This window comes from Janthinobacterium sp. P210006, assembly GCF_036231885.1.
Taxonomy (GTDB): domain Bacteria; phylum Pseudomonadota; class Gammaproteobacteria; order Burkholderiales; family Burkholderiaceae_D; genus Janthinobacterium; species Janthinobacterium violaceinigrum.
This window is the reverse complement of the sequence record NZ_JAZARD010000002.1, coordinates 219,293-244,169: the sequence shown is the minus strand read 5'-3', so window position 1 is coordinate 244,169 and position 24,877 is coordinate 219,293. Positions and strand designations below refer to the sequence as shown.

At 60.3% G+C, this 24,877-nt stretch carries 21 protein-coding genes; 9 read left to right on the top strand and 12 right to left on the bottom strand.

Annotated features, from left to right (window positions below):
• The first annotated feature begins 212 nt into the window (after nt 1–212).
• Nucleotides 213–449: a DUF7661 family protein gene (locus VPH41_RS09505; RefSeq protein WP_328570505.1), complete on the top strand. Its 237-nt coding sequence runs from the start codon at nt 213–215 to the stop codon at nt 447–449.
• Between the two features lie 27 nt (nt 450–476).
• Here the strand turns inward: VPH41_RS09505 and VPH41_RS09500 are convergent, their stop codons facing one another.
• The 6 genes from VPH41_RS09500 to VPH41_RS09475 form a co-directional block, all read right to left on the bottom strand.
• The gene (locus VPH41_RS09500; protein ID WP_328569782.1) at nt 477–1,046 is read right to left on the bottom strand and encodes a DUF1439 domain-containing protein; all 570 of its coding nucleotides are present in this window, start codon (nt 1,044–1,046) and stop codon (nt 477–479) included.
• Nucleotides 1,047–1,252: 206 nt separating this feature from the next.
• Complete coding sequence (locus tag VPH41_RS09495; protein WP_328569781.1) at nt 1,253–2,197, bottom strand: hypothetical protein; 945 nt, start codon at nt 2,195–2,197, stop codon at nt 1,253–1,255.
• Nucleotides 2,198–2,222: 25 nt separating this feature from the next.
• Nucleotides 2,223–2,675, bottom strand: a complete 453-nt coding sequence (locus VPH41_RS09490; RefSeq protein ID WP_328569780.1) for a hemerythrin domain-containing protein — start codon at nt 2,673–2,675, stop codon at nt 2,223–2,225.
• Between the two features lie 93 nt (nt 2,676–2,768).
• On the bottom strand, nt 2,769–4,124 hold the full coding sequence (gene prsR / locus VPH41_RS09485; RefSeq protein WP_328569779.1) for a PEP-CTERM-box response regulator transcription factor: 1,356 nt from the start codon (nt 4,122–4,124) through the stop codon (nt 2,769–2,771).
• Nucleotides 4,125–4,139: 15 nt separating this feature from the next.
• Nucleotides 4,140–6,191 (bottom strand): XrtA/PEP-CTERM system histidine kinase PrsK, encoded by a 2,052-nt coding sequence (gene prsK, locus VPH41_RS09480; RefSeq protein WP_328569778.1) that lies wholly within the window; start codon nt 6,189–6,191, stop codon nt 4,140–4,142.
• Entirely contained in the window at nt 6,188–7,576 is a 1,389-nt protein-coding gene (locus VPH41_RS09475) for a TIGR03013 family XrtA/PEP-CTERM system glycosyltransferase (RefSeq protein WP_328569777.1), read from the bottom strand. Before VPH41_RS09475 ends, prsK begins: the two co-directional genes overlap by 4 nt.
• Nucleotides 7,577–7,778: 202 nt before the next feature.
• Here VPH41_RS09475 and nadB point away from each other — a divergent pair, with 202 nt between their 5' ends.
• Nucleotides 7,779–9,392, top strand: a complete 1,614-nt coding sequence (gene nadB / locus VPH41_RS09470; RefSeq protein ID WP_152259173.1) for an L-aspartate oxidase — start codon at nt 7,779–7,781, stop codon at nt 9,390–9,392.
• 39 nt (nt 9,393–9,431) lie between these two features.
• Here the strand turns inward: nadB and VPH41_RS09465 are convergent, their stop codons facing one another.
• The 5 genes from VPH41_RS09465 to VPH41_RS09445 are packed head-to-tail and all read right to left on the bottom strand — an operon-like array spanning nt 9,432 to nt 15,872.
• Nucleotides 9,432–10,739: a toxin-antitoxin system YwqK family antitoxin gene (locus VPH41_RS09465; protein WP_328569776.1), complete on the bottom strand. Its 1,308-nt coding sequence runs from the start codon at nt 10,737–10,739 to the stop codon at nt 9,432–9,434.
• Nucleotides 10,724–12,070, bottom strand: a complete 1,347-nt coding sequence (locus tag VPH41_RS09460) for a toxin-antitoxin system YwqK family antitoxin (RefSeq protein ID WP_328569775.1) — start codon at nt 12,068–12,070, stop codon at nt 10,724–10,726. Before VPH41_RS09460 ends, VPH41_RS09465 begins: the two co-directional genes overlap by 16 nt.
• A gap of 9 nt (nt 12,071–12,079) precedes the next feature.
• Nucleotides 12,080–14,419: a hypothetical protein gene (locus tag VPH41_RS09455; RefSeq protein ID WP_328569774.1), complete on the bottom strand. Its 2,340-nt coding sequence runs from the start codon at nt 14,417–14,419 to the stop codon at nt 12,080–12,082.
• Nucleotides 14,416–15,174, bottom strand: coding sequence for a PP2C family serine/threonine-protein phosphatase (locus VPH41_RS09450; protein ID WP_328569773.1), 759 nt, complete (start codon nt 15,172–15,174; stop codon nt 14,416–14,418). Before VPH41_RS09450 ends, VPH41_RS09455 begins: the two co-directional genes overlap by 4 nt.
• 14 nt (nt 15,175–15,188) lie before the next feature.
• Nucleotides 15,189–15,872, bottom strand: coding sequence for a vWA domain-containing protein (locus tag VPH41_RS09445; RefSeq protein ID WP_328569772.1), 684 nt, complete (start codon nt 15,870–15,872; stop codon nt 15,189–15,191).
• A 277-nt stretch (nt 15,873–16,149) separates the two neighbouring features.
• On the opposite strand from VPH41_RS09445, the gene VPH41_RS09440 reads away from it, so the two are divergent.
• From VPH41_RS09440 to VPH41_RS09425, 4 genes are all read left to right on the top strand, one after another.
• Nucleotides 16,150–16,884 (top strand): helix-turn-helix transcriptional regulator, encoded by a 735-nt coding sequence (locus tag VPH41_RS09440; protein WP_328569771.1) that lies wholly within the window; start codon nt 16,150–16,152, stop codon nt 16,882–16,884.
• 186 nt (nt 16,885–17,070) lie between these two features.
• The gene (locus VPH41_RS09435; RefSeq protein ID WP_328569770.1) at nt 17,071–17,520 is read left to right on the top strand and encodes a hypothetical protein; all 450 of its coding nucleotides are present in this window, start codon (nt 17,071–17,073) and stop codon (nt 17,518–17,520) included.
• Nucleotides 17,521–17,552: 32 nt separating this feature from the next.
• The gene (locus VPH41_RS09430) at nt 17,553–17,945 is read left to right on the top strand and encodes a hypothetical protein (protein ID WP_328569769.1); all 393 of its coding nucleotides are present in this window, start codon (nt 17,553–17,555) and stop codon (nt 17,943–17,945) included.
• A gap of 63 nt (nt 17,946–18,008) precedes the next feature.
• A complete protein-coding gene (locus tag VPH41_RS09425; protein WP_152257725.1) occupies nt 18,009–18,533 on the top strand; it encodes a hypothetical protein in 525 nt (174 codons plus the stop codon).
• Nucleotides 18,534–18,607: 74 nt separating this feature from the next.
• On the opposite strand, the gene VPH41_RS09420 is transcribed toward VPH41_RS09425, so the two are convergent.
• Nucleotides 18,608–20,629, bottom strand: coding sequence for a hypothetical protein (locus tag VPH41_RS09420; RefSeq protein ID WP_328569768.1), 2,022 nt, complete (start codon nt 20,627–20,629; stop codon nt 18,608–18,610).
• Between the two features lie 274 nt (nt 20,630–20,903).
• Here VPH41_RS09420 and VPH41_RS09415 point away from each other — a divergent pair, with 274 nt between their 5' ends.
• The 3 genes from VPH41_RS09415 (at nt 20,904) to VPH41_RS09405 (ending at nt 24,867) form a co-directional block, all read left to right on the top strand.
• Nucleotides 20,904–21,713, top strand: coding sequence for a lipid II flippase Amj family protein (locus VPH41_RS09415; protein WP_328569767.1), 810 nt, complete (start codon nt 20,904–20,906; stop codon nt 21,711–21,713).
• Nucleotides 21,714–21,797: 84 nt separating this feature from the next.
• Complete coding sequence (locus tag VPH41_RS09410) at nt 21,798–22,580, top strand: hypothetical protein (RefSeq protein WP_328569766.1); 783 nt, start codon at nt 21,798–21,800, stop codon at nt 22,578–22,580.
• The gene (locus tag VPH41_RS09405; protein WP_328569765.1) at nt 22,567–24,867 is read left to right on the top strand and encodes a UvrD-helicase domain-containing protein; all 2,301 of its coding nucleotides are present in this window, start codon (nt 22,567–22,569) and stop codon (nt 24,865–24,867) included. The genes VPH41_RS09410 and VPH41_RS09405 overlap by 14 nt, the downstream gene beginning before the upstream one ends.
• Nucleotides 24,868–24,877 lie beyond the last annotated feature (10 nt).

The window sequence follows — 24,877 nt, the reverse complement described above, 5'->3', positions numbered from 1 at the left end:
TTAATTGTTTTGACTTCATGTTGGAGAACATGCTGTATCCAGGCATGGAGGCAGGATTATAGTCGGCCTGCCTGCCGCGCAACAATGACGGTTGAACAAGTCCAGTGATCCGATGGCTGCCAAAGCAAGCGTCAAGCGGCGCCGATGATCGGCAAATGTTACCATGTAGCAATAGCCATGTAGCAATAGATATCCCAGACTGGAGCCGCTTGATGCAGGAATTCCGATTCAATGTTTTCGGCACGCTGATTGCCGTCCGGGGGACGCCGGGGGCATGGCGCGCCTTCTATCTCGGCGCGGAAGGCAAGCGCCGGCCCGCCGATTTCATCATTCCGGATGATATTCAAGCAGAGGCGCTGTGCGAATACCTGGCTGACCTGTTCCATGAAGAGGCGACGCCGCGCAATCACACGGCAACGCGCATCGGCCCGCCCGCGTGCGGGGCCTAATTTACTTCAACGGCTTACTTCACCGGCTTACTTCACCGGCTCGAACGTCACCGTCAAGCCATTGCCCGTGGTCCGTATCTGCGTGGGCACGAATTGCACGCCCGCATAGCGCAGTTCGTCCGGCTTGAACGTATAGATGGGCGTTTCATGCATGAGCTGGTCGGCAACCAGGCTGGCCACCTTGGCGAACTGGCGCTGCTGCGCTTCATCCATGCCGTCGATGCTTACCTTGTCCACGCTCGCTTCGCTCAGGTAGACGGCGTTGCGCTGGGCGTCGAGCACGAGGCGGCCCGACATGACCAGGCTGCCGCGCCAGCTTTGGCGTATGAACGGCGGCAAGACGCTGGCGTCCACGCTGAGGGCCACTCGTTCGCGTTCGGGCTGCAAGGACAGTTGCGGGTGGGTCAGCTTGACGTCCAGCACAGACAACACGCGCTTGTCGATGGGAAAGCGGCGCTCCAGGCCTTGCTGCATCTTGCTCAGCGACACATTCACGTCGCGCGGGCCGATCAGGGTGGAGCACGAGGCCAGCACAGTGCAGGCCAGGGCGGCGATGGCGGCGGTTTTCAGCAAGGGACGCAGGGCAGTCGCATTCATGGATAGTCTCGATAGAAAGATGGCGCCATCTTACACATGCGCCCGCTTTCACGCAAAAACCGGCGCCCGCCTTGCAGCGGACGCCGGTTTGCAGGTTGGCCTCGTTAGCGTACGAACAGGGCGATCAGTATGACGATGGGCAATGGAATGCCCAGCAACAGCAAAAGGATGGAACGCATGGCAGTCTCCTAGATGAAATCGGTAAGTTAAATGGTCACATGGCGCAGCACGCGCTCGTGGTCGCGCTGGCGGCCGCCAAAGGTGGCGGCCAGGCTGGCCACGAAAGCGCCCAGCAGCAAGGCGACGAACATCCACAGGGCTGTGTGGGCGCCGGCCTTGCGGGCCGTATCGGCCGCTTGCTGTGCCTGTGCCTTGGCATCGGCGGCGGCCTTGACGGCGCGGCCGTAGACGGCGTCGACGCGGGCTTCCGCTTCCGCCTGCGTCAAGCCCGTGCGGCTGGCCACGACCTGGCCCAGATAGGCGCGGTCATCGGCGGCCAGGCTGCCCGTGGACAGGCCGGTGGCGAAAATCTTGCCGATTTCCACGCGCTGGTCGGCGGCCGTCACGCCGGGGTTCGCTACCGCTGGCGCTGCAGTCGCGGCCGGTGCCGGGGCGGCGCGCAGCAGCATGTCGGAAAAATAGTCGAGCGGATTGGCACTGCTGCCCTCGCCCGCCTTGGCGCCGGCCGCACCGGCGCCAGCCGCCGCTGCGCCCGCCCCTACGGCCGGGCCCACTGCCGCCGCCACGCCGCTGCCCGCATCGATGGCGCCGCTGAGCACGGCGCGCGTGCCGCCGGCCAGCACGGCCACGGTGATCAGGGTGGCCACGGCCCAGGCCAGCAAGCCGTGCGCCGTATCGCGGAAGTGCACTTCATCCGTGTGGATGGAACTCCACTTCACGCGCAGACGGCCCGCCATGTAGCCGCCGATGCCGGACGCCGCCAGCTGCATGAAGGCCAGCCAGGCGATGGTCGACACGCCGATGGCCGTGGCGTTGAACGACCACGGCGACACGGAAGACAGGCCCAGGCCCACGCCGAGTATCAGCAGGATGAAGGACAAGGCGGCCGCCGCGGCAGCGCCCGCCAGCACGGCGCCCCAGGACACGCCCGGGTTGTTCAAGTCCGAGACGGACAGTTGTGTAGCTTGCATGGAAATCTCCCTTGGTTGGTAATGGTTATGGCATTCCGGCGGCAACGCCCGTCAGCTGTTCCTTGCGCGCGGCCATTTCCCGGCCCAGCGCGTCCAGGTCGACGGCCGTATGGCGCACTTTGGGAAACATGTCGTTTTCCTCTTCCTTGACGTGATGTTCGATCTGTTCGGACAGCACCTTGACCTTGGCGTCGTACAGGTCGTCGGCAGGGTCCATCGCTTCGATCTGCGCGATGAGTTCCTTGGCGCTCGCGTGCTCGACGACGGCTTCATCCATCAGGTCGCCATCGTGGATGGGACGGCGCACGGCCGGATAGAAGATTTCTTCTTCCAGTTGCGTGTGCACGGTCAATTCCTGGCAGATCTGGTCGGCCAGCTTTTTCTTCGTGGCAAAAGAGCGGTCGCTCAAGCCTTCATACTGGGCAAACAAGGCTTTGACAGCCTTGTGGTCTTGCATCAATAAGCTGATCGCGTTCATGGCGCCTCCTCGTTGTGGATGAGGCAAGGATGCGCCACGGCGGCGCCAGCGTATGTGCGACGCCATACACAATCTTGATATTTAGTTACCTGCCTACTTGATGCCGTGATGGCTCATCAGGTCGTACAGGGTGGGCCGGCTTACGCCCAGCAATTCAGCCGCGCGGGCGATATTGCCGTCGGCCCGCGCCAGCGCGCGCACCATCACCTTGTATTCGGCCGCCTCGCGGGCCTGGCGCAGGTTGATGGCGTCTTCAACGGGCGCCGCCTGCGCGCTGGCGGGCAAGCCCAGGTCATCGACCGCGATCTGCGGACCGTCGCTCATGATGACGGCCCGCTTGATGCAGTTTTCCACTTCGCGCACATTGCCGGGCCAGCCATAGCTTTCGATCAGCTGCAGCGCGCCGGCGCTGAAATGCAGGTTGCTGCGCCCTTCGCTGGCGCAGAACTTGTTCTTGAAATGGTGGGCCAGCAAGGCAGCATCGCCGGCCCGCTCGCGCAGGGGCGGAATGCGCAGCACGATTTCGCTGAGGCGGTAAAACAGGTCTTCGCGGAAGCGTCCCTGTTCCGCCAGCACCTTCAGGTCCTGGTGCGTGGCGCACACGATGCGCACGTCGACGGCGATCTCGGCCCGTCCGCCCACCCTTTCGATCACCCGTTCCTGCAGGAAGCGCAGCAATTTTGCCTGCAGTGCCATCGGCATGTCGCCCACCTCGTCGAGAAAAAAGGTGCCGCCGTGGGCCAGTTCGATCTTGCCCAAGGTTTGCCGCGCCGCGCCCGTAAACGCCCCCCGCTCATAGCCGAACAGCTCGCTTTCCAGCAGGTTTTCGGGAATGGCCGCGCAATTGATGGCAACGAAGCGCTGCGCGTGGCGGCTGGACAGCGCATGCAAGCCCCGCGCAATCAATTCCTTGCCGCTGCCCGAGTCGCCCAGCAGCATCACGCTGGCCGACGAGGGCGCCACCTTTTCCACGCTGCGGCACAGTTTCAGCATGCCGGGATCGCGGCTGACGATGCCGGCCAGGGGCGAGTCCGCCTGCGTCTGCAGCATGCGGCGGTTTTCCTGCTGCATGGCGTGCAGGTAGTACGCGCGGGCGATGACCAGGCCCAGCATGTCGGCGTCGAACGGTTTCTGGTGGAAATCGTAGGCGCCCAGCGCGATGGCTTTTAACGCATGCGCGCGCTCCTGGTTACCCGAAAGAATGATGACCTTTGTGTCCGGCGCCAGCGCAAGAATTTGCTGCAAGGTGGCCAGCCCTTCCGTGGCGCCGTCCGGATCGGGCGGCAAGCCCAGGTCCATCGTCACGACGGCCGGCTGGTGGCGCCGCACCAGCGCCAGCGCCGCTTCGCGCTCGCCCGCCAGCAAGACGTCATAACCGTCAAAACTCCAGTGCAGCTGCTTTTGCAGGCCGGGATCGTCTTCGATGACGAGCAGTTTTTGCTTGGCCATGTTCTTCCTTTCTGTTCACGCGGCATGCAGCGGCAGGATCACGCGGAACGTCGTGCCCACCTGCGGCTCGCTGCGCACTTCCAGGCTGCCGCCCACTTCGCGCAGGTATTCGCGGCTTTCGAACACGCCGATGCCCATGCCCGCCGTCTTGGTCGTGTCGAACGGCTTGAACAGGCGTTCGCGGATGAATTGCTCGCTCATGCCCTGCCCTGTATCGTCGAGTTCGACCACGGCCGTGTGCTGCTCGCGCCGCAGCCGCACGGCCACCTTGCCATCGCTGGCCGTGGCCTCGATGGCGTTCTGGATCAGATGGCCCAGCACGCGCTCCAGCCGTGCCCGGTTGGCCAGCACCGTCAGCTCGCCATCGACGATTTCCAGCCGCGGCGCGGGTGCCAGGCTGGCCTTGGCGGCCACGGCCTGGCGCAGCAGGCCATCGAGCAGCAGCGGCGCCGGCGCTTCCGGCGCCTCGCCACGCGCCAGTTTCTGCAGCAAGGTCTTCATTTTCTGCACGGAATGATCCAGGGTACCCAGCATGTCTTCCTGGAAGGCGGGATTGGCGCGGTGCTTTTCCGCGTTGCTCAACAACAGGGACAGCTGGAACACGAGGTTCTTGAGGTCGTGCACGATGAAGGTGGACATGCGGTTGAACGAATCGAACTGGCGCGACACCGTCAGGGTATCGAGCGATTCGCGGTGCGCCAGGTAGCTGGCAGCCTGGCTGCCGGCAATTTTCAGCACGTCGAGGATTTCCCAGTTCAGGCCGATGCGCGTGCGGGGCCGGGCCAGCGCGACAAACGCGAACAGCTGGCCATGCAGCATCAGGGGCACCAGCAGCCACACGTCCGGCAGCGCCAGCAGCGGGGGCGGCAACAGCAAGCCGCCGTACTGGCGGGGATTTTGCCGGCAATCGGGCACGTCGACCACCCATTGCCTGGCTTCCAGGAACTGGCACAGAAGACCGGTGGCCGGTTCGCTCCAGGTGGACGGCGGCCAGTTCCAGCTGGCGGCCGGGGCAAACTGTCCCTGGTCGCGCAAGATCCACAGCGCGCCGGCACGGCTTTCCACCAGCTGCGCCATGGCCTGTATCGTGCGCTCGCCCAGGGCCGGGCCATTTTCGGACAGCGCGCGCGTAAATCGCAGCCATTCTTCGCGGTAATCGAAGATGGCATTGTAAAAATGTTTATTGATGGTCACCTTGAGCTTGGCCCGCAGGCTGCCGGAAAACAGCACGCCCGCCAGCAGCAGGGCCGCGCCGCCCAGGTAAGCCATCTGCATCAGCGAACCCCAGGTGCCGCCGAAATAGCGCAGGTAATACGCGCTGGCCGCCATGGCCAGCAGATAGATGGCCGAGCCCAGCAAGGCGGCCGAGCGGTACAGCATCTGGCGCGAGACGGACAGGCCCAGCGCCCAGCCCGGATTGCGGGCGGCCGATACGGCCAGCAGCGGCGCGCACAGGGCGTCGACGATGCCGCGCGCGGCCCAGATATCGTCGTTAATCGCGCGAAACAGCAAGGCGTCGCTGTACAGGTAGAAATCGTAGGCAAACAGGCCGCCCACGCCCAGGCACGCAAACTTGATGCCCCAGCGTTTCAACGGCGGCGTGTTGCGGTACCACTGTTCCACCAGCAGCATGCCCAGCACGGCCAGCAGCAAACGGCTGGCGCTGGCGATGATGCGCGCCGGCAAAGGCAGCGCCAGCCACGACGAGGCCAGCGCGCACAATGCGGGCGCCAGCGCCGTGAGGACGATGCCGGCCAGCACGAGGCGCAAGCGGGGCCGCGACGGTTCGATCAGCAGCAACAGGAACACCAGCCAGGCCAGGGTGCGCAGCAATTCCAGCGCATCGCCGGCCAGCGAGACGCGCTGCCCCAGCAGCACCAGCACCACCGTGCCCGTGGCCCAGCCGCCCGTCGCCAGGCACGCCGCCAGCAAGGCCCGCACATTCTGCCGCGCGCGCCAGTTGCTGATCAGTAGCAGCGCCAGCGCGAAGAAGGCCAGCGACGCCAGGCCATGGCTGAGCGCTGCCGCGTCGGCGGCCGCCAGCCAGGCCGACTGCGCCCGCATCATCGGCTGCCCTTGCCAAACAGCACCACCTGCACCGTGTCAAGCAGGATCAGCAAGTCGAGGAACAGGCTGTTGTTTTTCACATAATACAAATCGTATTGCAGCTTCTTCACGGCGTCATCGACGGAGGCGCCATATTGATAGCGCACCTGCGCCAGGCCCGTGATGCCGGGCTTGATGCTGTGGCGGATGTTGTAGTACGGCACCTGCTGTTTCAGTTGCTCGACAAAGTAGGCGCGTTCGGGACGGGGCCCCACAAAGCTCATCTCGCCGCGAAACACATTGAACATCTGCGGCAGCTCGTCGATGCGCAGCTTGCGGATCCAGTTGCCCACGCGCGTGATGCGCGCATCGTTGGCCTGCGCCCAGATGGGCTTGCCGTCGCGCTCGGCATCGCAGCGCATGCTGCGAAATTTCAGCACGTTAAACGGCAAGCCATCGCGTCCCACCCGCTCCTGCTGGTAAAACACGGGGCCGCCGTCTTCCAGGCGGATGCAGATGGCCGTGACCAGCATCACGGGCAGCGCCGCCAGGCAGATGACGCTGCTGGCGGCCAGGTCGAACAGGCGCTTCGAGGCGGCGCGGAAGAAACTCTGGTCGAAGCCGCCGCCATAGATCAGATAGCTGGGCTGCAGGGAATCGATACGGATCTGGCACGCCTCGCGCTCGAAAAACGTGGCCGCGTCGATCACCTTGACGCCGCCCAGCGCGCATTCCAATAGTTGCTTGGCAGGAAACGCGCCATTGCGCCGGTCGCTGACGGAGACGACGATTTCATGCGCGGCATGGCGCTGGGCCATGGCCAGCAGCGATGGTTCGGCCGGCAGCAAAGCCGAGGCCGGCACGCAGCATTGCTCGCCAGCCACATCGATGCAGCCGACGACGGTGAACTGGTGGAAACCGATCTTGCTGGCAGCCAAATCCATGCATTCTCGCGCCAGCGCCCCGCCGCCCACGAGGATCAGCCGGCCTTCCATCAGCGCCGATTGCGAGGATTTGAACACCACCAGGCGCGCCAGCAGCACGCCGATGGCGCCCAGGCCGAAGATCAGCACGCTGCCGCGCCCGAATTGCAGCGCGGGAATGAAGCGGATCAGCACGCTGAGCACGGCAAAGCCCAGCGCAAACGACGGCAGGATGCGCAGCAGGGTGTTGCGGATATCTTCGCGCGAACGGTGCTGGTACATGCCCAGCGCGCTCATGCAGAGCACGATGACCAGCGTAAAGATCGAGGAAGACAGGTAGACCTCGCTCGCCCGCACGAGGCGGCTGCCGTCCGCCAGCCACAGCAAGGAAGTCAGGGTGGCCGACAGCAGCAGGATCATGATTTCCAGCAACAGCAAGATAAACGCTGTTTTCGAGACATAATGGCTGAAGATGCGGATCATGGTTCCTCCTGCGGCAAGAAGCATCGGGCCGGCACGGGGCGGCCTGCTGCTGTCCTGCCATCATGGCGAACTGTTCCGCGAAGACATTGATGCGCCACAAGCTACGGCCCCAGCTATCTTTTGCTTGCAGAATTTATCTCAACACATTACCGAATGCAGGGAAATGGCATATAGTATGCATCCCCTAAAAGAGATAAATGTCATGAAATTTGATGTAGCGATTGTCGGCAGTGGCCTGGCGGGTTTATCGGTTGCACTGCATTTAGCTGAGACGCGCACCGTCGCGATCATTTCCAAACGCGCGCTGCTCGATGGCGCCAGCAACTGGGCGCAGGGCGGGATCGCGGCCGTGCTGGACTCGGGCGACAGCCACCAGCAACACATCGAAGACACCCTGATCGCGGGCGGCGGCCTGTGCGACGAAAGCGCCACGCGCTACATCGTCGAGCACGGCCGCGAAGCCATCGAATGGCTGATCGAACAAGGCGTGCCGTTTACGCGCGACGCCTCGGCCGAGCTGGGTTTTCACCTGACCCGCGAAGGGGGACACAGCCAGCGCCGCATCATCCACGCGGCCGACGCCACGGGCCACGCCGTGCAAGTCACGCTGGAAGAAAAGGTGCGCGCCCACCCGAACATCACCCTGTTCGAACACCATTGCGCAATCGACCTCATCACTTCCGACAAGCTGGGCATGAAACCGGCCCAGCGCAACGCGCAACCGCATTGCCACGGCCTGTACGTGCAGGATGAGCAAACGGGCAAGGTCCTGACCTTTGCCGCCGAGCACACGGTGCTGGCCACGGGCGGCGCCGGCAAGGTGTATTTATATACAACGAATCCCGACACGGCCAGCGGCGACGGCATCGCCATGGCCTGGCGCGCCGGCTGCCGCGTGTCGAACATGGAATTCATCCAGTTCCACCCTACCTGCCTGTACCACCCGTACGCGAAGTCTTTCCTGATCACCGAAGCCATCCGTGGCGAAGGGGGCTTGCTGAAACTGCCGCCTGAAGCGGGCGCGGCAGCGGGAACGCGCTTCATGCTGGCCCACGATGAGCGGGCCGAACTGGCGCCGCGCGACGTGGTGGCGCGCGCCATCGACTTCGAGATCAAGAAACGGGGCCTCGACTACGTGCACCTGGACATCAGCCACAAGCCGGCCGAATTCCTCATCGAACACTTCCCCACCATCTACGCGCGCTGCCTGGAACTGGGCATCGACATCACCAAGCAGCCGATTCCCATCGTGCCCGCCGCCCACTACACGTGCGGCGGCGTCGTGACGGACCTGTCCGGCCGCGCCGACCTGCCGGGCCTGTACGCGGTGGGCGAGACGGCGTGCACGGGCTTGCATGGCGCCAACCGCCTGGCGTCGAATTCCCTGCTCGAATGCATCGTCATCGGCCGCGCCTGCGCGCAAGACATCGAAAGCAAGGAAAAGCTGGGCACGCCATATTTGCCCGACTGGGATGAAAGCCGCGTCACGGATGCGGACGAGGAAGTGGTGATTTCCCACAACTGGGACGAACTGCGCCGCTTCATGTGGAATTACGTGGGCATCGTGCGCACGACCAAGCGCCTGGAGCGGGCCCAGCACCGCATCGCCCTGCTGAAGGAAGAAATCGACGAGTACTACCGCAACTTCCGCATCACGCACGACTTGCTGGAGCTGCGCAACCTCGTCGACGTGGCCTCGATGATCGTCAACAGCGCCCTGTCCCGCCGCGAAAGCCGCGGCCTGCACTTCAGCCGCGATTATCCGGAAACGTTACCCAAGGCCATCGCCAGCGTGCTGACGCCGCCGCACCGCTGACAGCGGCTGGAATGCGCGCCGGGCATGCACTGGCGCGCATTATTCTTCCGGCATGTCAAACCCGATACCATCTTCCGTGTAGGAAAACTTGGCCGAGTCTCCCGTACACTCCCCCTGCGGCACATCGGCCACATAGCGGCACTCGCTTTCCACACTGCCATCCGCGCGCCAGTGCCGCGTCCAGCCCTGGCGCTCGCCATCGACGTATTCGATCAGCTGCTTCGGCTTGCCGTCGGCATACCAGGAACGCAAGGCGCCCTCCTCGCGCCCGCCTGCGTTCCACAGCTTGTGCACGATCAATACGCCAGCCTGGCTGAAGCGCTGTTCGCTGCGCAGGATATTGCGGCCGCTGTGCGTGCGCTTGCTGGCGACTTTGCCGTCCGGATAATATTCCACGCTCTCGCCCGCCGGCTGGCCATCGACGTAATGCGTCGTGCGCTGCACCTTGCCATCGGGGAAATAGCCGGTGCTCGGTCCCGTGATGACGCCGTTGACATACTGGCTGCGGCTTTCCACGGCGCCGTCCGGATAGAACAGCAGCGATTCGTCCGGCTGGCCCTTGACCCTCGTCGTGCGCGTGCGCAGCTTGCCATCCGTGTCGAAGGTTTCCACCACGCCATCGGCCTGCGCCCTATCGTGGGACTGGCCCGCCGCGCTTTCCTGCACGCCATTGAACAAGCTGGCGCGCAAGGCCAGCTGGCCATCCGGGCGATACCGCGTCTGCACGCCGCGCCCCTCCTGCTGCTCCACCTGCATTTCCAGCTGGCCATGCGGGTAATACATGCGGTAGTTGCCCACCAGCTTGCCGCGCAGGTAATCGGGATTATCGACCTGGCCCGTCAACCGCTTCGGTTCGCCTTCGCGCACGTGATAGATCTCGACTTGCCAGGTGCCGGGCATCTTGCCTGGCGGCAGCGGCAGCACGAGTGCGTAACGCGCGCTTTCCATGGCCTCGCCGCGCGACAGGTTATGGTTCAGGTAGAGCCGCACCTTGCCATCGGTACAGTGCGCATCGCAGCCGCGCAGCATGCGGACAACGGGAATGGCGTCGGCCTGATCTGGCGCCGGACAGGCAAGGATGCGCACCAGCACGGGGTTCCTGTCGCGTATCATGTTGGCCAGCTCGGTCTTCATGACGCCATACTGCTCCTCGCTCAGCCCGACCGACGCCGCATCCATGCGCAGCTGCCGGCCGCCGCAGCCCGTATCGTCGTCCACGGTCAGCACGTCGCCGCTGCCAGGCGCGGCCTTGATCGCCGTGATCACTTGCCGCTGCACGATTTCGCCCTGGGCCATGGCCGGCAACAGCAGCATGACGCCAACAAGGTGATTTATAAGGCGCGCCATGCCTGCTCCTTGCGCTGCAATTCCGGCGCTGGCGGCGCTTCGCCGCAGTCGCCCTGTGCCTTGCCGGCCACGTAGCGGCATTCGCTTTTCAAGCTGCCATCGTCGCGCCAGCTGCGGCTCCAGCCGTCACGCCGGTCGTTCACGTAGTCGATCGCGTGCTCGGGCTTGCCGTTCTCGTACCACGAGCGCGACGTGCCCTGCTCGCGCAGCTGCGCATCCCAGCGTCTTTCCAGTACCAGCACGCCCTGGGGGCTGTAGCGCCGGACGCTGAGCAGCCCGCCACCATCGACATACTGCTGGCGGCTTTGCACCTTGCCATCCGGATAGAATTCCAGCGCCTCGCCCACAGGTAAATCGTTGACTTGCGTCATGCTGGCGCGCACGGCGCCATCGGGGTAGTAATCCGTGGTGCTGCCATTGAACTTGCCCTTGCTCACTTGCGTTCTGTTCGACACTTTCCCATCGGGAAAATATGCGAGCAGTTCGCCTTCCATGCGTCCATCGCGCAGCACATAACTGGTGCTCAGCTTGCCATTGGCATCGAATGTCTGCACGGGACCGTCCACGCGCTGTCCCTCGCGGTACACGCTGGCCTCGCGCAGCTTGCCCGTGGCGTGATATTGCTGGTGCGTGCCTTCCGGCAAGCCATGACGCCAGTTGCCACGCGATTCCAGGCTGCCATCGGCACGATAGAGGTTAGTAACGCCATCCTGCCGGCCTTGCCCATCCTGCGCCACCTGCTTTTCGATCTTGCCGTCGGGGTAATACGTGACATAGCCACCCACCAGCTCGCCCTGTGCATAATCGGCGCGGTTGACGTGGCCGGACAGGCGCAGCTTGTGGCCCGCCACGCTATAGATTTCCACCTTCCACGTGCCCGGCTGTTTGCCTTTCGGCAATGGCAACAGCAGCACGTTGGGTGCCTGCTCCCGCTCGATGGGATAGAAACGCTCGTGCAGGTACAGCCGGGCCCGGCCATCGGCGCAATCGGCAGGCGTGCAGGCGGCGATCTCGCGCACGATGGGTACGCTCGCATCGTCCGGGCATTGTTTCACGGTGACGAGCATGGGCGTCCTGGCGCGCATGCGTTCAGCAAGCTGGACTTTCAACGCTGCGTACGGCGCCTCATCCAGGTTCACCGAGCGCGCATCCATGCGTATCTGCTTGCCGCCGCAGGCTGTCGTGCCCGCAATAGTGAACACATCGCCGCCTTCGCCATCAGGCTCGCTGGCCATGCTGGTCACCACCAGGCGCTGCACGATGTCCGCCTGCGCCATGCCTGGGTACAGCAAGGAAGCGCCCAGCACGGCGCATATCGTCTTGATTTTCATGGTATTCCTCTAATGTTCCGCCGTGACGGCGACACCGCCCGGCACGAAGCTGACCCGGCCATCGCGGTAACGCACCAGCACCACTACCTTGGCGTCCTGCAATTGGCCGTGCTGCACGGCAGGCAGATAGGTCCAGCGTTTCACGCTATCGAGCAGCGCCTTGTTGAGCATGGGTTCCATCGGCAATTCCGCCGTCGCATGCGTCAGGCTGCCGTCGGCGGCAATGGCCAGGATCAAGCGGTTTTCGCCCGTCGCGTGCTTTGCATCGAGCACGCCATAGTCGACCGTCGCCATCGTCTCGCGCTGCACGCCGCCGACCTGGTCCCGCAGTGGCGGCATGGCCTGGAGTCTTTGCGCCAGCAGCGCGCCATCGGCCAGCGTCTTGTCCCAGCGCTTCTGGTAGGCGCCCGGTTGCGCCAGGCGCAACACCCTGGCGGTCAGCTCCATGCGCTGCATGGTGCGCGCGACGCCATTGTCGGCCGGCTCGCCCGGGTCCGCCGGCAAGGCGTTCTGCACGGCATAACGGTATGCCGTCAGCCGCGCCAGCGCCACCAGATTGACGGCATCGCGCTCGTCGCCACCGCGCAGCTGTGCAGCCGCCGCAATGCCCAGCCAGGCCGTACCATCGGTCGGCCGCGCCCACACGGCTTGCTCGAAGTACTGGCGCGCCGCCTGCGGTTCGTTCAGGCTCAGGTGCATGCGGCCCATGGCCGCCGCCACCAGATGGTCGCGCGGGTTGGCTTGCAGCAGATCAAGATAACTGGCGACCAGCGCCGGCTCATAGCCGGGCACCCAGCCCAGGCCTTCCAGCAACGAGGCGCGCAGCTGCGCCTGCGTGCGGTCGCCGCCGTAGCCGGACTGCTTTTCTTCGCCGGCACGGTACAGCAGTTGCAAGCCCCGCGTGACGGCATCGTCGTCGCCCTTGCTGATCGCTTGCGACAGGCTGCGCACGGCCTTGCGCGCATCGGACGGCTGGAAACCGGCCGTCCTGCGCGGGCGCCAGGAAAATACTTCCAGGCCTGCCGCCTGGTCGGCTTGCGCCTGCAGGCTGGCCTTGTCCTTCACTGCATCGGGCGACGAAGTCCAGGCCGTAAAGCCGATCAGGAACAGCACGATCAGCACCACCACCACGCCCCAGCCCTTGCCTGAAATGCCGGCGCCAGTGTTGCCCGCCAAGGGGATGGCAACCGGCGCCTGCCCCGGCGCCGTGCGGCGCACGCTGCGCTGTTGCGGAACCGATTGCTGCTGCAGCAGCGTCTGCTGCGCCTGCACCGACGCTTGCGCCGCAGCACCGATGACCTTGTCGCGCGCACAGGCGGCGCAACCCAGGCCCGCAAAATGCTGGTGTTCGGGATGCACGGCACACACGACGAGCTTGCCTCCGCTGCGCTGCGCATAGCCGCGCAGTAACTGCGCCCAGTCGGACGCCGACGGCCGCTGGGGTTTCGGCGACGGGGAAAACGCGCGGTCGAACATGGCGCGCAGCTCGGGCGGCATCAGCGCATGGCCGCTGGTGGCGTTCGGCGCCAGCTGCTTGTGGCGTTTTATGCCGTACGCATAGCAGCCGTCGCGGATGCGCCCGGGTATGTCGCTTGCCACTTGCGCATTGCCGGGCCGCCCGCTGTACGGGTGGATGCCGAAGTTGAGCAACTGGAAGATGACGACGGCCAGGGCAAAGCGGTCTTGCGCCATTTCCGTGCCCGCCGGCATGCCCTTGCGCTGGAATTCCGGCGCCAGGTAGTCAGCCGTGAATTGTTCGGCAGGAAAACGCTCCGCATGGCCCTGGATGCTGAAGCCATCGCAGTCGAGCATGGCGATGTACAGCGAGTCGCGGTAAAAGCGCAGGTTCACGGGTTTCAGATCGACCACGTAATGCTGCTGCTGGTGCAGCGCATCGATGACGGCGGCCAGGTTGGCGGCCAGGGTCAGCTTGGGACCGAGCCCCGTGGGCAAGCCGGCCGCGCGCGCCTGCCGCTCCTGCATGATGTGTTCCAGCTCGGCCGTTTGCGCCATGTCCAGCAGGGGCATGACGAAGCCCGCGAAGCCGCCCTGGCCGTCGAACACGGCCGCTTGCGGCCAGGCGATCTGCACGTAGCGCTTGCCGTTTTCCATTTGATCGGGCAATTCGGGCGACAGTTCCAGCATCGCTTCGAGCTTGCGCCGGTTGGCGGCCCGGTCCAGGTGCGGGTGGTACAGCTTGGCCACCTGCGCAGGCGCGCCAGGCAACAGATACACGCTGCCAGCACCGCCGCTTTTAATCAGTTTGCCCAGGATCAGACTGCGGACTTTATCCAGCCAAATTTTTCCACCGGGACTCAGGCCCGGTGTCACACCCTGCTTCTGGCTCATGCGCGCAAGGCCAACAGCAGGGTCTTGTCATCGCCCGTGATCTGGTGCGTGCGCGGGTCGGCCAGGGTGGACGCCAGCGCAGCATTGCCCAGCCCGACGCTGTCGACCGTGCGCAGATAGCCTTGCACGGCATCCATGAACGGCGCGTACAGGCCCCCATTGTTCTTGCTCATGGCAAAGGGCATGCAGCCGTCCGACATCAGCACGACGCCGCTTGCTGCTTGCGGAATCGCAAGCAGGCGCAGCTGTTCGCGCCAGCGTTCGCCGCTGAGAAAATAGGTTTCATTGGCGTATTCGCCGTTGGCGGGCAGCGAGATCAATTCGCCGCCATCGCCCAGCTGCGCCACGCCCAGGCCATCGCCCAGGTGGAAAAAGAAACCGGTGTCGGCGCCCATCACCACGCCGACGACCGTGGCAGCGTAGTCGTCGACGGTGGCGTCGGCCGCGCGGGCGATGTCGTCCAGCGCGGCGCGGATCTGCGCCAGGGTGGCCGCCAGCGCGCCGTCCTGTAAATCCTGCACGGTGGCGCCCTGCTCCAGCCGGCCGGCCAGCGCCTGCACGGTTTGTGTTGCGACAAACTCCGCGCCCTGCTCGCTGAGCCTGGCGGAACCGGCACCATCGCAGACGATGGCCAGCAAGACGCCGCCCACGACGGCGTGCGCGTGCGCATCCTGGCAAGCGATGTCTTTATCCAGGTGCGCCTTGCCCGTGACGGAGGCGCCGAACACGCGCCACATATTCTGTACTGCAGTCATGGATCAACGGGCTTTCACGTATTCACGACCGACCAGCCGTCCGTCGACGCCAGTTGCGCCTGCGCGCCGGGACGCGATTGCGACACCACTTGCATGCTGGCACTGAGCCACAGGAACAGCTCGCGGAACTGCAAGCCTTTCAGCTGCTTCACGCCCCGCTCGCCCCGGCTCGAAAACTGCCCCAAGGAATCGATATTCGCGTTGTCGCCCACGGCGATGGGGAAGATCGCCACCTTGTTCGACTGTTCCGCTGCGCGCGCCTGCTCGGCGCCGTGCTGCCAGCGGTCCGTCGGCTCGCCGTCCGACATCAGGAACAGCCACGGCCGCGTGTATGCGACGCCCGCCTGGCGGAAACGCTGCTTTTCCTGCTCGACTTCCGCCAGCGCCAGTTCCACGGCCGCGCCCGTCGGCGTGGTGCCGTTCGCTTCCAACCGGGGCGCCGTGAAATCCATGGCGTCGCACCAGTTGCTGGCGACGACTGCTTCATCGTGCGCGCCGTATTGGATCACAAGGATGCGCACGCGCTTGGCGGCGATCACGTCGGATTTCAATTCCTGTTCCAGCAAGGCCAGGCCATCGTTGAGAAGCGACACGGGTTCGCCATCCATGCTGCCGGAGCAGTCCAGCACGAGCACCAGCGGCGTGCGTTGTTCGGTATTGTCGACCAGGGCGACGTCGGGGATCATTATTGAACTCATGGGCAATCGGTAAATGTAAAATCGGACATAGTGCGAATCTTACATCATGGACGTGTTTTACCTGCGCAAGTTTCCTACAGAACACTATCCACGCATATTTCCACGGACCATTGCAGCAACGATGTCTATGTACTATCTTGAAAGATGCCCAGGCCAGATGGCAGCGACTAGCCCTTCCTCACAAAGGTAGTGTGGATCGCTGCGCCACACCGCCCTTACCCAGTTCCGCACCTGCACGCCTGCGGCACACTGATGTAATCAGGCAATGGGGGCAAGCATGGGGACAGTGGCAGCAACGGCGGACGTGGGCAAACTGATAGTCGCCCTGTACGGCGCAGCCTGCGGCGAAAACGACTGGCCGCAGCTCGACAGCGCAGGCTTGAACGGTTCGCAATGGCAGGAACTCTTGCCGCATCTGCAACGCGCGCGATGCTTGCAGCAGCGCCTGCGCGAGGCGCAACTGGCCAGCCACTGCGCGCTGGCGGCGCTCGACGCCATGGGCGCCGCCGTGCTGGTACTCGACGCCGGCCTCGGACTGCGCTTCGCCACCCCCGCCGGCCACGCCTTGCATGCAGCGCACCTGGCGTATGCCGCCCCGCCCGCCCTCGTGCGCGCCGTGCGCCTGGTGATCGGCAGCGCTGGCGGCGCAGCGCAATGCCAGTCGCTGCGCCTGACGCGCACGCAGCAGGCGCCGCTGGCGCTCACTGTCACCCCGCTTGCCGCTTGCCAGCCTCCATGCGCGCTGCTGATCGCCCGCGACCCTACGCAAACGAGCACGTCCATTCCTGCCTTGCGCCAGCTGTTTGACTTGACGCAAGCCGAAGCACAAGTGGGCAAGGCCCTGGCGCAGGGCGCCACCATCGAGGAGATCGCCGCGCGCGGCGGCATCAGCGTCAATACCGTCAAGACCCATCTGCACCACACGTATTTGAAGACGGATACGCGGCACCAGGGCGAGCTGATCGCCCTGATCCACGGCGCCACGGCGCACCTGGCCGTGCTCGACGCCTGAGGCCGTGTCATCCGATCGGATGATGCGCACGGCAACTCGCCTGCCTACACTGGCAAGACCGGCAGCCCGCGCCTTGCCCATGTACCAGCACCGCACGCGGACCAGCCGGTTCGATTTGCCTGGCACCCACATCAACATCGCCGCACCGGCAGCGGACGGCACCACAATTCAAGGATGGGCTGGAAAATGAAAACATGGATACTCGCCGGCACCCTGGGCATCTGCGCCCTGCTGGCCAATGCGCAATCGCTCCCCGACAGCCAGACCGTCGTCATTCCAGGCGGGCGCCTGCAGACGATCGAACTGCCGGCACACCGATACTTCATGAGTGCCGAAACGTTTGGCCAGTTCCGCGGCGCCTATGAGCTCTCGAACGGCCAGGTGCTCTACCTGCGCAACGCGGGCAGCCTCGGCGCCATGATGTATGCGCGCATCGACGACCAGGAAGAACACCGCATCATCGCCTCCGACAGCAACCGTTTCGTGGCGCTCGACCGGCAATTGGCCATGCGCATCGACCTGCGCGACAACGGCAGCGTGGGCGGCGAAGTGCAGATGCTGGTGCCGGCCGAAAAACTGGCCAGCGGCGATATCGTGCCCGCCCACGTGCAAAGCCTGAGCCTGGCATCGCGTTGATGCGGCAAGCCCCGTTCCCATGGGTGGCAGCCATGAGCAAACAGTATTCTGTCCAACAGCAAAACGCGCTGGCCCTGGCCGCCATCAAGCAGACGGCGGCCTGGTGGCGCGCGCGCCCCGTGCCCGAGGCCTTGCGCCAGTGCGCGGCCAGCCACGGCGTGGCGCTCGACGCGGCCATCATGCTCGACCTGCAGCTGGCCTTCCCCGGCATGCCCGCCGTGTCCGGCAAGCTGCTGAGCGCCGATGGCCATTTCATCCACTTCGAGATGGACCTCGACGAGGCCCTGCACCCCTTGCCCGGCAGCGTGGCGTGGGACGACATCAGCGCCCGCTACGACCTGGCCACCCACAAGCGGGGCACGGGCGTGGGCTACGGGGTGCTGTGCCAAAAAGTGCTGCAGGAATTGAATCGCGGAGCATGCTAGCGGAACCGCCGTCCGCGCATGCTATGATCGGCGCCCCGATCATGAGACAAATGGCAACGCCACATGCAGCATCCATCCGGCGGCAAATCCCCATCCATGCTGCGCCGCGGCCTGCGCCTGCTGGCCTGGCCCTTGCTGGCCCTGGTCAGCGCCGCCTGCACCAGCACCACGCGCCATCCTGCCAGCGAGCCTACGCCAGTCGTCCTGCGCTTTACCTATGACGACGGCAAGCCGATGCGGCATGACGATTACCTGGCCCAGGCGCGCCAGGAAACGTATATCAAGCACTGCAGCAAAGTGGGCAGCACCAGTGTCTGCGATGTCGGCTCGGATCTACTCTTCATGGGTGGCGACGCCCCGCTGGACGCCAACGGCGAAGTGCGCGTCACCCTGCACTCGACCGGCCCCATCGGCAGCAATCCGACCAGTCTTTGCATCAAGGGCAAAGGCTACGTCTTTGATTCCGGCGACTGGAAACGCGGTCCCTTCAGCCCCGGCCAGGTGATCGAGATCCGCTACAGGATCAGCGAAGTGGACATGGCGTGCCCCTGGTCGTCAAGCACGCCGCCCTGGTGGGACAGGAGCTAGCCGCGCCGTGACTTCGGTTGAGGCCGCTTGCCCGGAATACAAGCGGCCAAGGCACGCCAGCGCACCATTTCCCGTCACTGCGGCCAGCGGGCCTTGGCGCGCGCCTTGATCTTGCTGGCGACTGCCGCCAGGTCCTCATACTTGCCATTGTCGACCCAGGTGGTGTACATGAAGCCATCGACGCCCGTCACGCCATCCGCTTCGGCCGCATCCAGGTTGTCGAGCCATTCGTCCGTCAGCGGCAAGTCGTCGTAATACAGGGCGATCACCTGCTTGAGGTTGCGGTCGTGGAAAAATTTCAACGAAGACTGCTGCAGCGGGATCGGCGGCGGGTCGACGTACACATTTCTCTGCGTCCAGTTGACGATGACGGTATTCGGGTGGATGCCATCGGCAGCCCCCAGCAGGCTGCCATTGACCATGAAATACTTGTCGATGGCATTCATGTTGGGATCGAACATATCGTTCCACACGTACAGTTCCACACCCGGATTGACCTGCTTGAGCATCGCCTGCATGGCCGTCATCGTGCCGGCCAGGTAGGCGCCCGCGCTCGCGTACTGGCAGCTCGGGTCCCAGTTCATGATGCGCCACTCGTCATAATTAATGAAGAATTTCTGGCTGGTGGGATACAGCGCCTTGATTTTTTCATAGCCCGTCCTTTGCCAGGCCATGTACTCGGGCGGACAAGCGCTGGCCGGCGCCGTCCAGACGGGCATCATGTTCTTCGCTTGCTGATACCACGATACCAGCAGCTGGCTTCCATCGGGAATGCGCCCGTTGAGTATGTTCAGCGACTCGTTGGCAACGGTAAAATCGAGCCCCTCCTTGTACACGGTGCCCGTGGTTTTCGACCGCACGCTCACTTCCAGGTGATTGCGCACGACGGGATGGGCCAAACCTGTTTCCCGGATCTGCATATCGTCTATCCACGCTTCCCCCGGCTCGTCATTCTTGGCGTTGCTCCACGCGCCCACATAGAAATTAATGTTGCCAAACTCCCGGGTATTGAAATCGATGGTGATATTTTTCCACTCGCCATACTCCCCCAGTGCATTCGGCTTGGCGTTCCACGCGCCATTGCTGCTTCCCCATCCCAGCGGATACAGGCTGTCATACAGGGGAATGGTGGTTGTATCGGCCAGCACCTGGACCTTTAATGGCGCCTTGTAATTTTTAACCATGATCCAGAACGAGGCGCGGTAGGATGTAAATGGCTGCAAATTGACAAAGCGGCGGTGCAGGCGCGTTTGCTCGTGCCGCTTTGGCTGGGCGCCTTTGGGGACCGGGTCAAAGCCGTTGGGTTGCACCAGCTTGAGCGATCCAGGCCCGTTGTGTCCTTCCGTCGGATCATGCTGGATATTCAGGTCCCACAGGTCCCAATCGCTTTTTCCCGCGGCAAAATTATCATTTGCCAGCCAATGGGTGGCGACCCTGGCCACGCCATTGGCAACGACAAACGGCGTGTCCACCACGGGAACCGCTTCGGCAAGTTCCGGTTGCAGCTGTGCCGGTATCTGCGGATGGCCGCCCATCGGTATCAGTTCGATGCCTTTATCCAGCGCCAATTGCTTGATGGCCGCCAGGTTGCCTGCAAAATCGGGCGAATCGCGCGAGTCGGAAATATATGAGTCTTCGCCGCCGATATTGACGACGATGCCGTTATAGCCCAGCGCTGCCGCGTTGACGATCAGCGCCGACAGCTTGTTGAAGTCCGCGTTCGCGGTTTTTTTACCCCAGGCAATGCCGCCATAAAAATAGATCCAGCGTTTGGTAAAGCAATTCGTCACGCAGGCGGGCGCCAGCTGCACCGTCACTTGCTGCGACACGCTGGCCCCGCCACCCTGGCACGTCACCGTATAGCTGGTGGCCGCCTGCAGCGCCGGCGGCGTGTACGAGCCCGTCAGGGGCAGCGACGGCGCCCACGACGAAGCGCACGATTCGGCACCCAAGGCATCCCAGGCAATCGAGGTGCTCGTTCCCTTGGCCACCACCTCCGGGCTGGCGGACAGGTGCACAGTGGGTGCCGCGATGGCCAGCCCAGTCAGGCAAGTGCCCATGAGTACGGCGATACGGCTAAAAGCGAGCTGGCGCATGGCATTCCTTATCAAAGTAGAATTTCATTTTAATAAGTTTTTGCATTTTTTGCAATTGCGTCTTGAATAAGACGACGCATGCTGCGCAATTGCGGTGCCGCCGTCACCGGCCCCACAGCGTGCGATCCCGGTTTCTGTGCCGCGCTGGCCATACAATGCGCGCCAGCCAAAACACCACAAATCCCCCACCACAGGAAAATTAACTTATTTGCAGTTGAAAAATAAGTAATCCCATGGCAGCATGGAATTATATTTTCATTACTGCAAGGTTGTGATGGACAAGCAATTGCTGCTGATTTGCGCACTGACGTTCATCATCCACATCATCGGCACCCTCGCCTATTCCGTGCGCATCGCCGGCATCCGCACGCGGCGCATCGCCGTGTCCCTGGCCCTGTTCAGCATTCTCATGCTGCTGTCGCGCACCTCGAATTCGTTTTTAGGACCATTTCTCGCCAAGCGCGTGGAAACAGGAATCGACCAGCATATCGCCGCCAGCGCCCTGCTGCTGGACTTCCGCTGGCTGCTGTTCTCCGCCAGTCTGGCAACGATACTGGGCGCGATCCTGATCCCCACCTTCCAGCGCGCCTTCTGCCGCGCCGTCGAGCACTTCCAGATGCACAGGTCCGTACCGAAACTGCTGCTGCACGCCGTCTTCAAGGGCGGCCTGTCCTACCTCAGGACTTCCGCCAGCCTGCCCAAGCCCGCCAACGTCACGGACCTGCGCCAGAAATCGGGCGTCTCCGTATCCATGACAGCCATGAACGTCATCGCCACGGCCCTGTGGACGGTAGGCGTCTTCGCCGCCCTGTACGCAGGCGTGCTGGACCCCAGCGTGCGCGTCACCTCGAGCACGCTCTCCTCGATCATCAACGGTGGCGCCACCATCATGATGGCCGTCTTCATCGACCCGCACATGTCGGGCATGACGGACGACGTCATCGAAGGCAAGATCGAAGAATCGCAGTTCCGGCGGGCGGTGGTGTGGCTGGTGGGAAGCCGGCTGGCGGGGACGCTGATTGCGCAGTTTTTATTGGTGCCGTCGGCGGTGGTGATTGTGGGGGGGCGAAGGGGCTATAGATAAAACCTCTACCCATTAGACAAGATTCGCAAGTATTAAAAATATCAAGCGAATTTAAAATATATAAAGGAAAAAATGAGAGCGCTAGTGACAAAAGCTAAATTTGGCGAACTTACACAAGGGGCCATTTTCAACTGTCTAAGAACTCCTGATGCAGGAAGATCATATGGAGTTGTGGTGTCCGCAAGGTGTGACATTGCACACAGGAAGTCAAAAACGGTCTTATGCCTTCCTATCCTACCTTTAAAAGACTGGATGTCTACCGTTGGAAAGCAAGAAGTCATAGTACAAGCTGGGAAATCCGTAGAAAAAATGGCAGCAGACATTTTGGAAAAGTACACAATTGCAAAGGAATCCTTTCAAATATATGGCTACTATTCAACAATAGAAATTTTGAAAAATAAAAATATAAAGAAAAATGATCTTGATTGCCTCGAATCTTTAAAACCATACATTGAAGAAAAAGATATAATTAAAAGCAACAAACAAATGAAAGAAGTTCATAATAGAATACTAGATTCACTTTGGAGAAATTCTCGTTTAGACTCTCACTTTATTGAACGAATAAAGACCGATGAAGACTGTGTTGGGTATATTATAGATTTCACCCAACCTATAACGCTAAATAGAACAATTCTAGATGAACTTTCTCTTGGACTAGACAAATTAAAATATGATAGAGATAAATCCGGAAAATATTCAAATATAAATCTTGACAACTTAAATGAAGGCGAGATATTTTCAACATTACAATCACCATATATAGAACATATATTGCAAAGATTTACAAGCTATTACTCAAGAATTGGGACATCAGATATTTCTAAAATTGACTTTCAAAATCTAAAAGGAAAATATGAAATCGCTTGAATATATCGGAATTACTGAGGAGGCAGCGAAAATCATAATAACAAACAGAGAACTTCAAAGTTCAGACTTCGAACAATCAAACATTTTAATTAATCTATTCCTTGCCCTACAACCAGAAGAAAATTCAGCCATATCAGGATTGAATTACAAGTTCATAAAGAATGGATGTATATTAACGGCAAAAGGAGAGAAGTACTCTATAGAAAAAAATACTTTAACCGTCGACTTCGAAACTTTCAAAATTGAAAAAGTATCAGAGAGTATGGTATTAACTGCAGTTCAAAAGCTTTTGAGATTTGCAATAAAATATTGGGGGAACTTAAGCTTAAATAACAATGAATACCTTCCGGTAGGATCACCAAAAGCAATAATTTTCCCATTCCCAATAACTAGCGGAGGCTCATATAGAATAACTATTGATCGTGAACCTAGTGCACGACGAATGGCAAGAAGATTTGCCGGAAAACACCTGCTTGTTTACAAATTTGGCACAAGCGAAGGTAATGGATTACATGAGAATTGTTCTGAAACAAATTTCAATAAATCAATTGATCAAATTTTTGAGCGAGAGACCTACACTTCTACAGATACAAATCCAACTGACTCATCAAAAGTATCATTTTTTCAGACAACTCTAGTCGAAAACTCTCTTTCCTCATCCAGTGTACTTGGACAAGCAGATCCCTTATCAAAATTATCGCCTCGTCAACTTGAATTTGTTCAACGCGACTATTCCGAACCAGCTCGAATAGAGGGCCCCGCAGGCTCTGGAAAAACAATTTGTATGGTTTTAAAGTGCCTACAAGGGATAAAAATAGCAAGAAAAAATGGAAAATCAAGTCGGTTTTTATTTATATGCCCAAGTCAGGCAATGGTAAAGAATGTAAGTTATTTTGTTAGTATCTTATCAGGACTAAATGAAATAAGTGCAGATAACCAACACCCATCAATAGAAATAAAGACATTACAAGATGTATGCCGAGATTTCTTGAAGGATGATATACATGAATCTGAACTATTAGATATAGATTCTTCAGAAGCAAAAAATCTCCAACTTCTTCATCTGGTAACATTGATTGATGAAGTAAAAAATGGATTGTCCGGGCATCGTGATTTCATAAATGAACCACTATATGATCTATTTAACAAAGATGAACCTTTTCATATTGCAGAACTAGTTCGCCATGAAATTAGCGTAGTAATAAAAGGTAGATGCGATGAGGTATTTGAAAAATATAAATCGATAAAACGACCCGTATATGGCCTACCGATTAGTTCAGAACACGATAGGCGATTTATTTTTAATATTTTTAAAAAATATAGTGCCATACTAGATACTCTCTCACAATTCGACACAGACGACATAGCCATATCTGCCTTGTCTAAACTTGACTCACCGATATGGAGGAGACGCAGAGCCCGTGAAGGCTATGATGCAATATTCATTGATGAAGTCCATCTTTTTAATATGAATGAACTTTCTTTGGTTCACTACCTAACAAAAGACACTACACAAACTCCGATTTCTTATGCCATAGATTTGTCGCAAGCCTTGGGCGATATTGCATGGAATGATATGGAATTTCACGACTCCATGGGAATCGAAAATACTGAACGACGTACAACACTACGGGCTGTTTTTCGGTGCACCCCTTCAATAACCGATTTGGCATTTTCGATTACATCTCACGGCGCAAACCTTTTCACGAATTTTGACAATCCGATTTCAGAGGCATCATATGTATTTGATTCAAATACTGAAGAATCCATACCGCAATATTACCTTTTAAATAATAATGATGCAATTTTAGATTATTCTTTTAAGGCAGCTGAGAAAATAAAAAGCACGAAAAACCTTAAAAGACATCAGATAGCACTTATATTCTTCGATCGAGGACTCTTCGATGATGCAGCACGCTACGTAAGCGAGAACAATAAATTGGCGTCAGTATTGATAGAACGTGGCGATATCGAAGCAATTAAATCTGCCGAGAAAAGTGGATGTTTCATTGTGGGCCATGCAGACTATGTCGGCGGTCTTGAATTCGAGGCAGTTGTATTGGTTGGTGTTGATGATGGTAGAGTTCCGAGCTCAGCAAGTATTACCTCAAATGCTAGCAGAGTTTTCCAAAACTACATCGCACATAATCGACTTTATGTTGCCGTTACCAGAGCGCGGCAACATGTTTGGATTATTGGGGAAGAGATTCGAGGTCCATCAATGGTATTAGAAGCTGCGATTGAAAATAAGAAAATAATACTTACAAGGAATGCAAGTGAATTCTGATTGTTGACGT

Coding starts and splice junctions, on each gene's coding strand:
- VPH41_RS09505 (WP_328570505.1), top strand. CDS start 213: ATGCAGGAATTCCGATTCAATGTTTTCGGCACGCTGATTGCCGTCCGG.
- VPH41_RS09500 (WP_328569782.1), bottom strand. CDS start 1,046: ATGAATGCGACTGCCCTGCGTCCCTTGCTGAAAACCGCCGCCATCGCC.
- VPH41_RS09495 (WP_328569781.1), bottom strand. CDS start 2,197: ATGCAAGCTACACAACTGTCCGTCTCGGACTTGAACAACCCGGGCGTG.
- VPH41_RS09490 (WP_328569780.1), bottom strand. CDS start 2,675: ATGAACGCGATCAGCTTATTGATGCAAGACCACAAGGCTGTCAAAGCC.
- prsR (WP_328569779.1), bottom strand. CDS start 4,124: ATGGCCAAGCAAAAACTGCTCGTCATCGAAGACGATCCCGGCCTGCAA.
- prsK (WP_328569778.1), bottom strand. CDS start 6,191: ATGATGCGGGCGCAGTCGGCCTGGCTGGCGGCCGCCGACGCGGCAGCG.
- VPH41_RS09475 (WP_328569777.1), bottom strand. CDS start 7,576: ATGATCCGCATCTTCAGCCATTATGTCTCGAAAACAGCGTTTATCTTG.
- nadB (WP_152259173.1), top strand. CDS start 7,779: ATGAAATTTGATGTAGCGATTGTCGGCAGTGGCCTGGCGGGTTTATCG.
- VPH41_RS09465 (WP_328569776.1), bottom strand. CDS start 10,739: ATGGCGCGCCTTATAAATCACCTTGTTGGCGTCATGCTGCTGTTGCCG.
- VPH41_RS09460 (WP_328569775.1), bottom strand. CDS start 12,070: ATGAAAATCAAGACGATATGCGCCGTGCTGGGCGCTTCCTTGCTGTAC.
- VPH41_RS09455 (WP_328569774.1), bottom strand. CDS start 14,419: ATGAGCCAGAAGCAGGGTGTGACACCGGGCCTGAGTCCCGGTGGAAAA.
- VPH41_RS09450 (WP_328569773.1), bottom strand. CDS start 15,174: ATGACTGCAGTACAGAATATGTGGCGCGTGTTCGGCGCCTCCGTCACG.
- VPH41_RS09445 (WP_328569772.1), bottom strand. CDS start 15,872: ATGAGTTCAATAATGATCCCCGACGTCGCCCTGGTCGACAATACCGAA.
- VPH41_RS09440 (WP_328569771.1), top strand. CDS start 16,150: ATGGGGACAGTGGCAGCAACGGCGGACGTGGGCAAACTGATAGTCGCC.
- VPH41_RS09435 (WP_328569770.1), top strand. CDS start 17,071: ATGAAAACATGGATACTCGCCGGCACCCTGGGCATCTGCGCCCTGCTG.
- VPH41_RS09430 (WP_328569769.1), top strand. CDS start 17,553: ATGAGCAAACAGTATTCTGTCCAACAGCAAAACGCGCTGGCCCTGGCC.
- VPH41_RS09425 (WP_152257725.1), top strand. CDS start 18,009: ATGCAGCATCCATCCGGCGGCAAATCCCCATCCATGCTGCGCCGCGGC.
- VPH41_RS09420 (WP_328569768.1), bottom strand. CDS start 20,629: ATGCGCCAGCTCGCTTTTAGCCGTATCGCCGTACTCATGGGCACTTGC.
- VPH41_RS09415 (WP_328569767.1), top strand. CDS start 20,904: ATGGACAAGCAATTGCTGCTGATTTGCGCACTGACGTTCATCATCCAC.
- VPH41_RS09405 (WP_328569765.1), top strand. CDS start 22,567: ATGAAATCGCTTGAATATATCGGAATTACTGAGGAGGCAGCGAAAATC.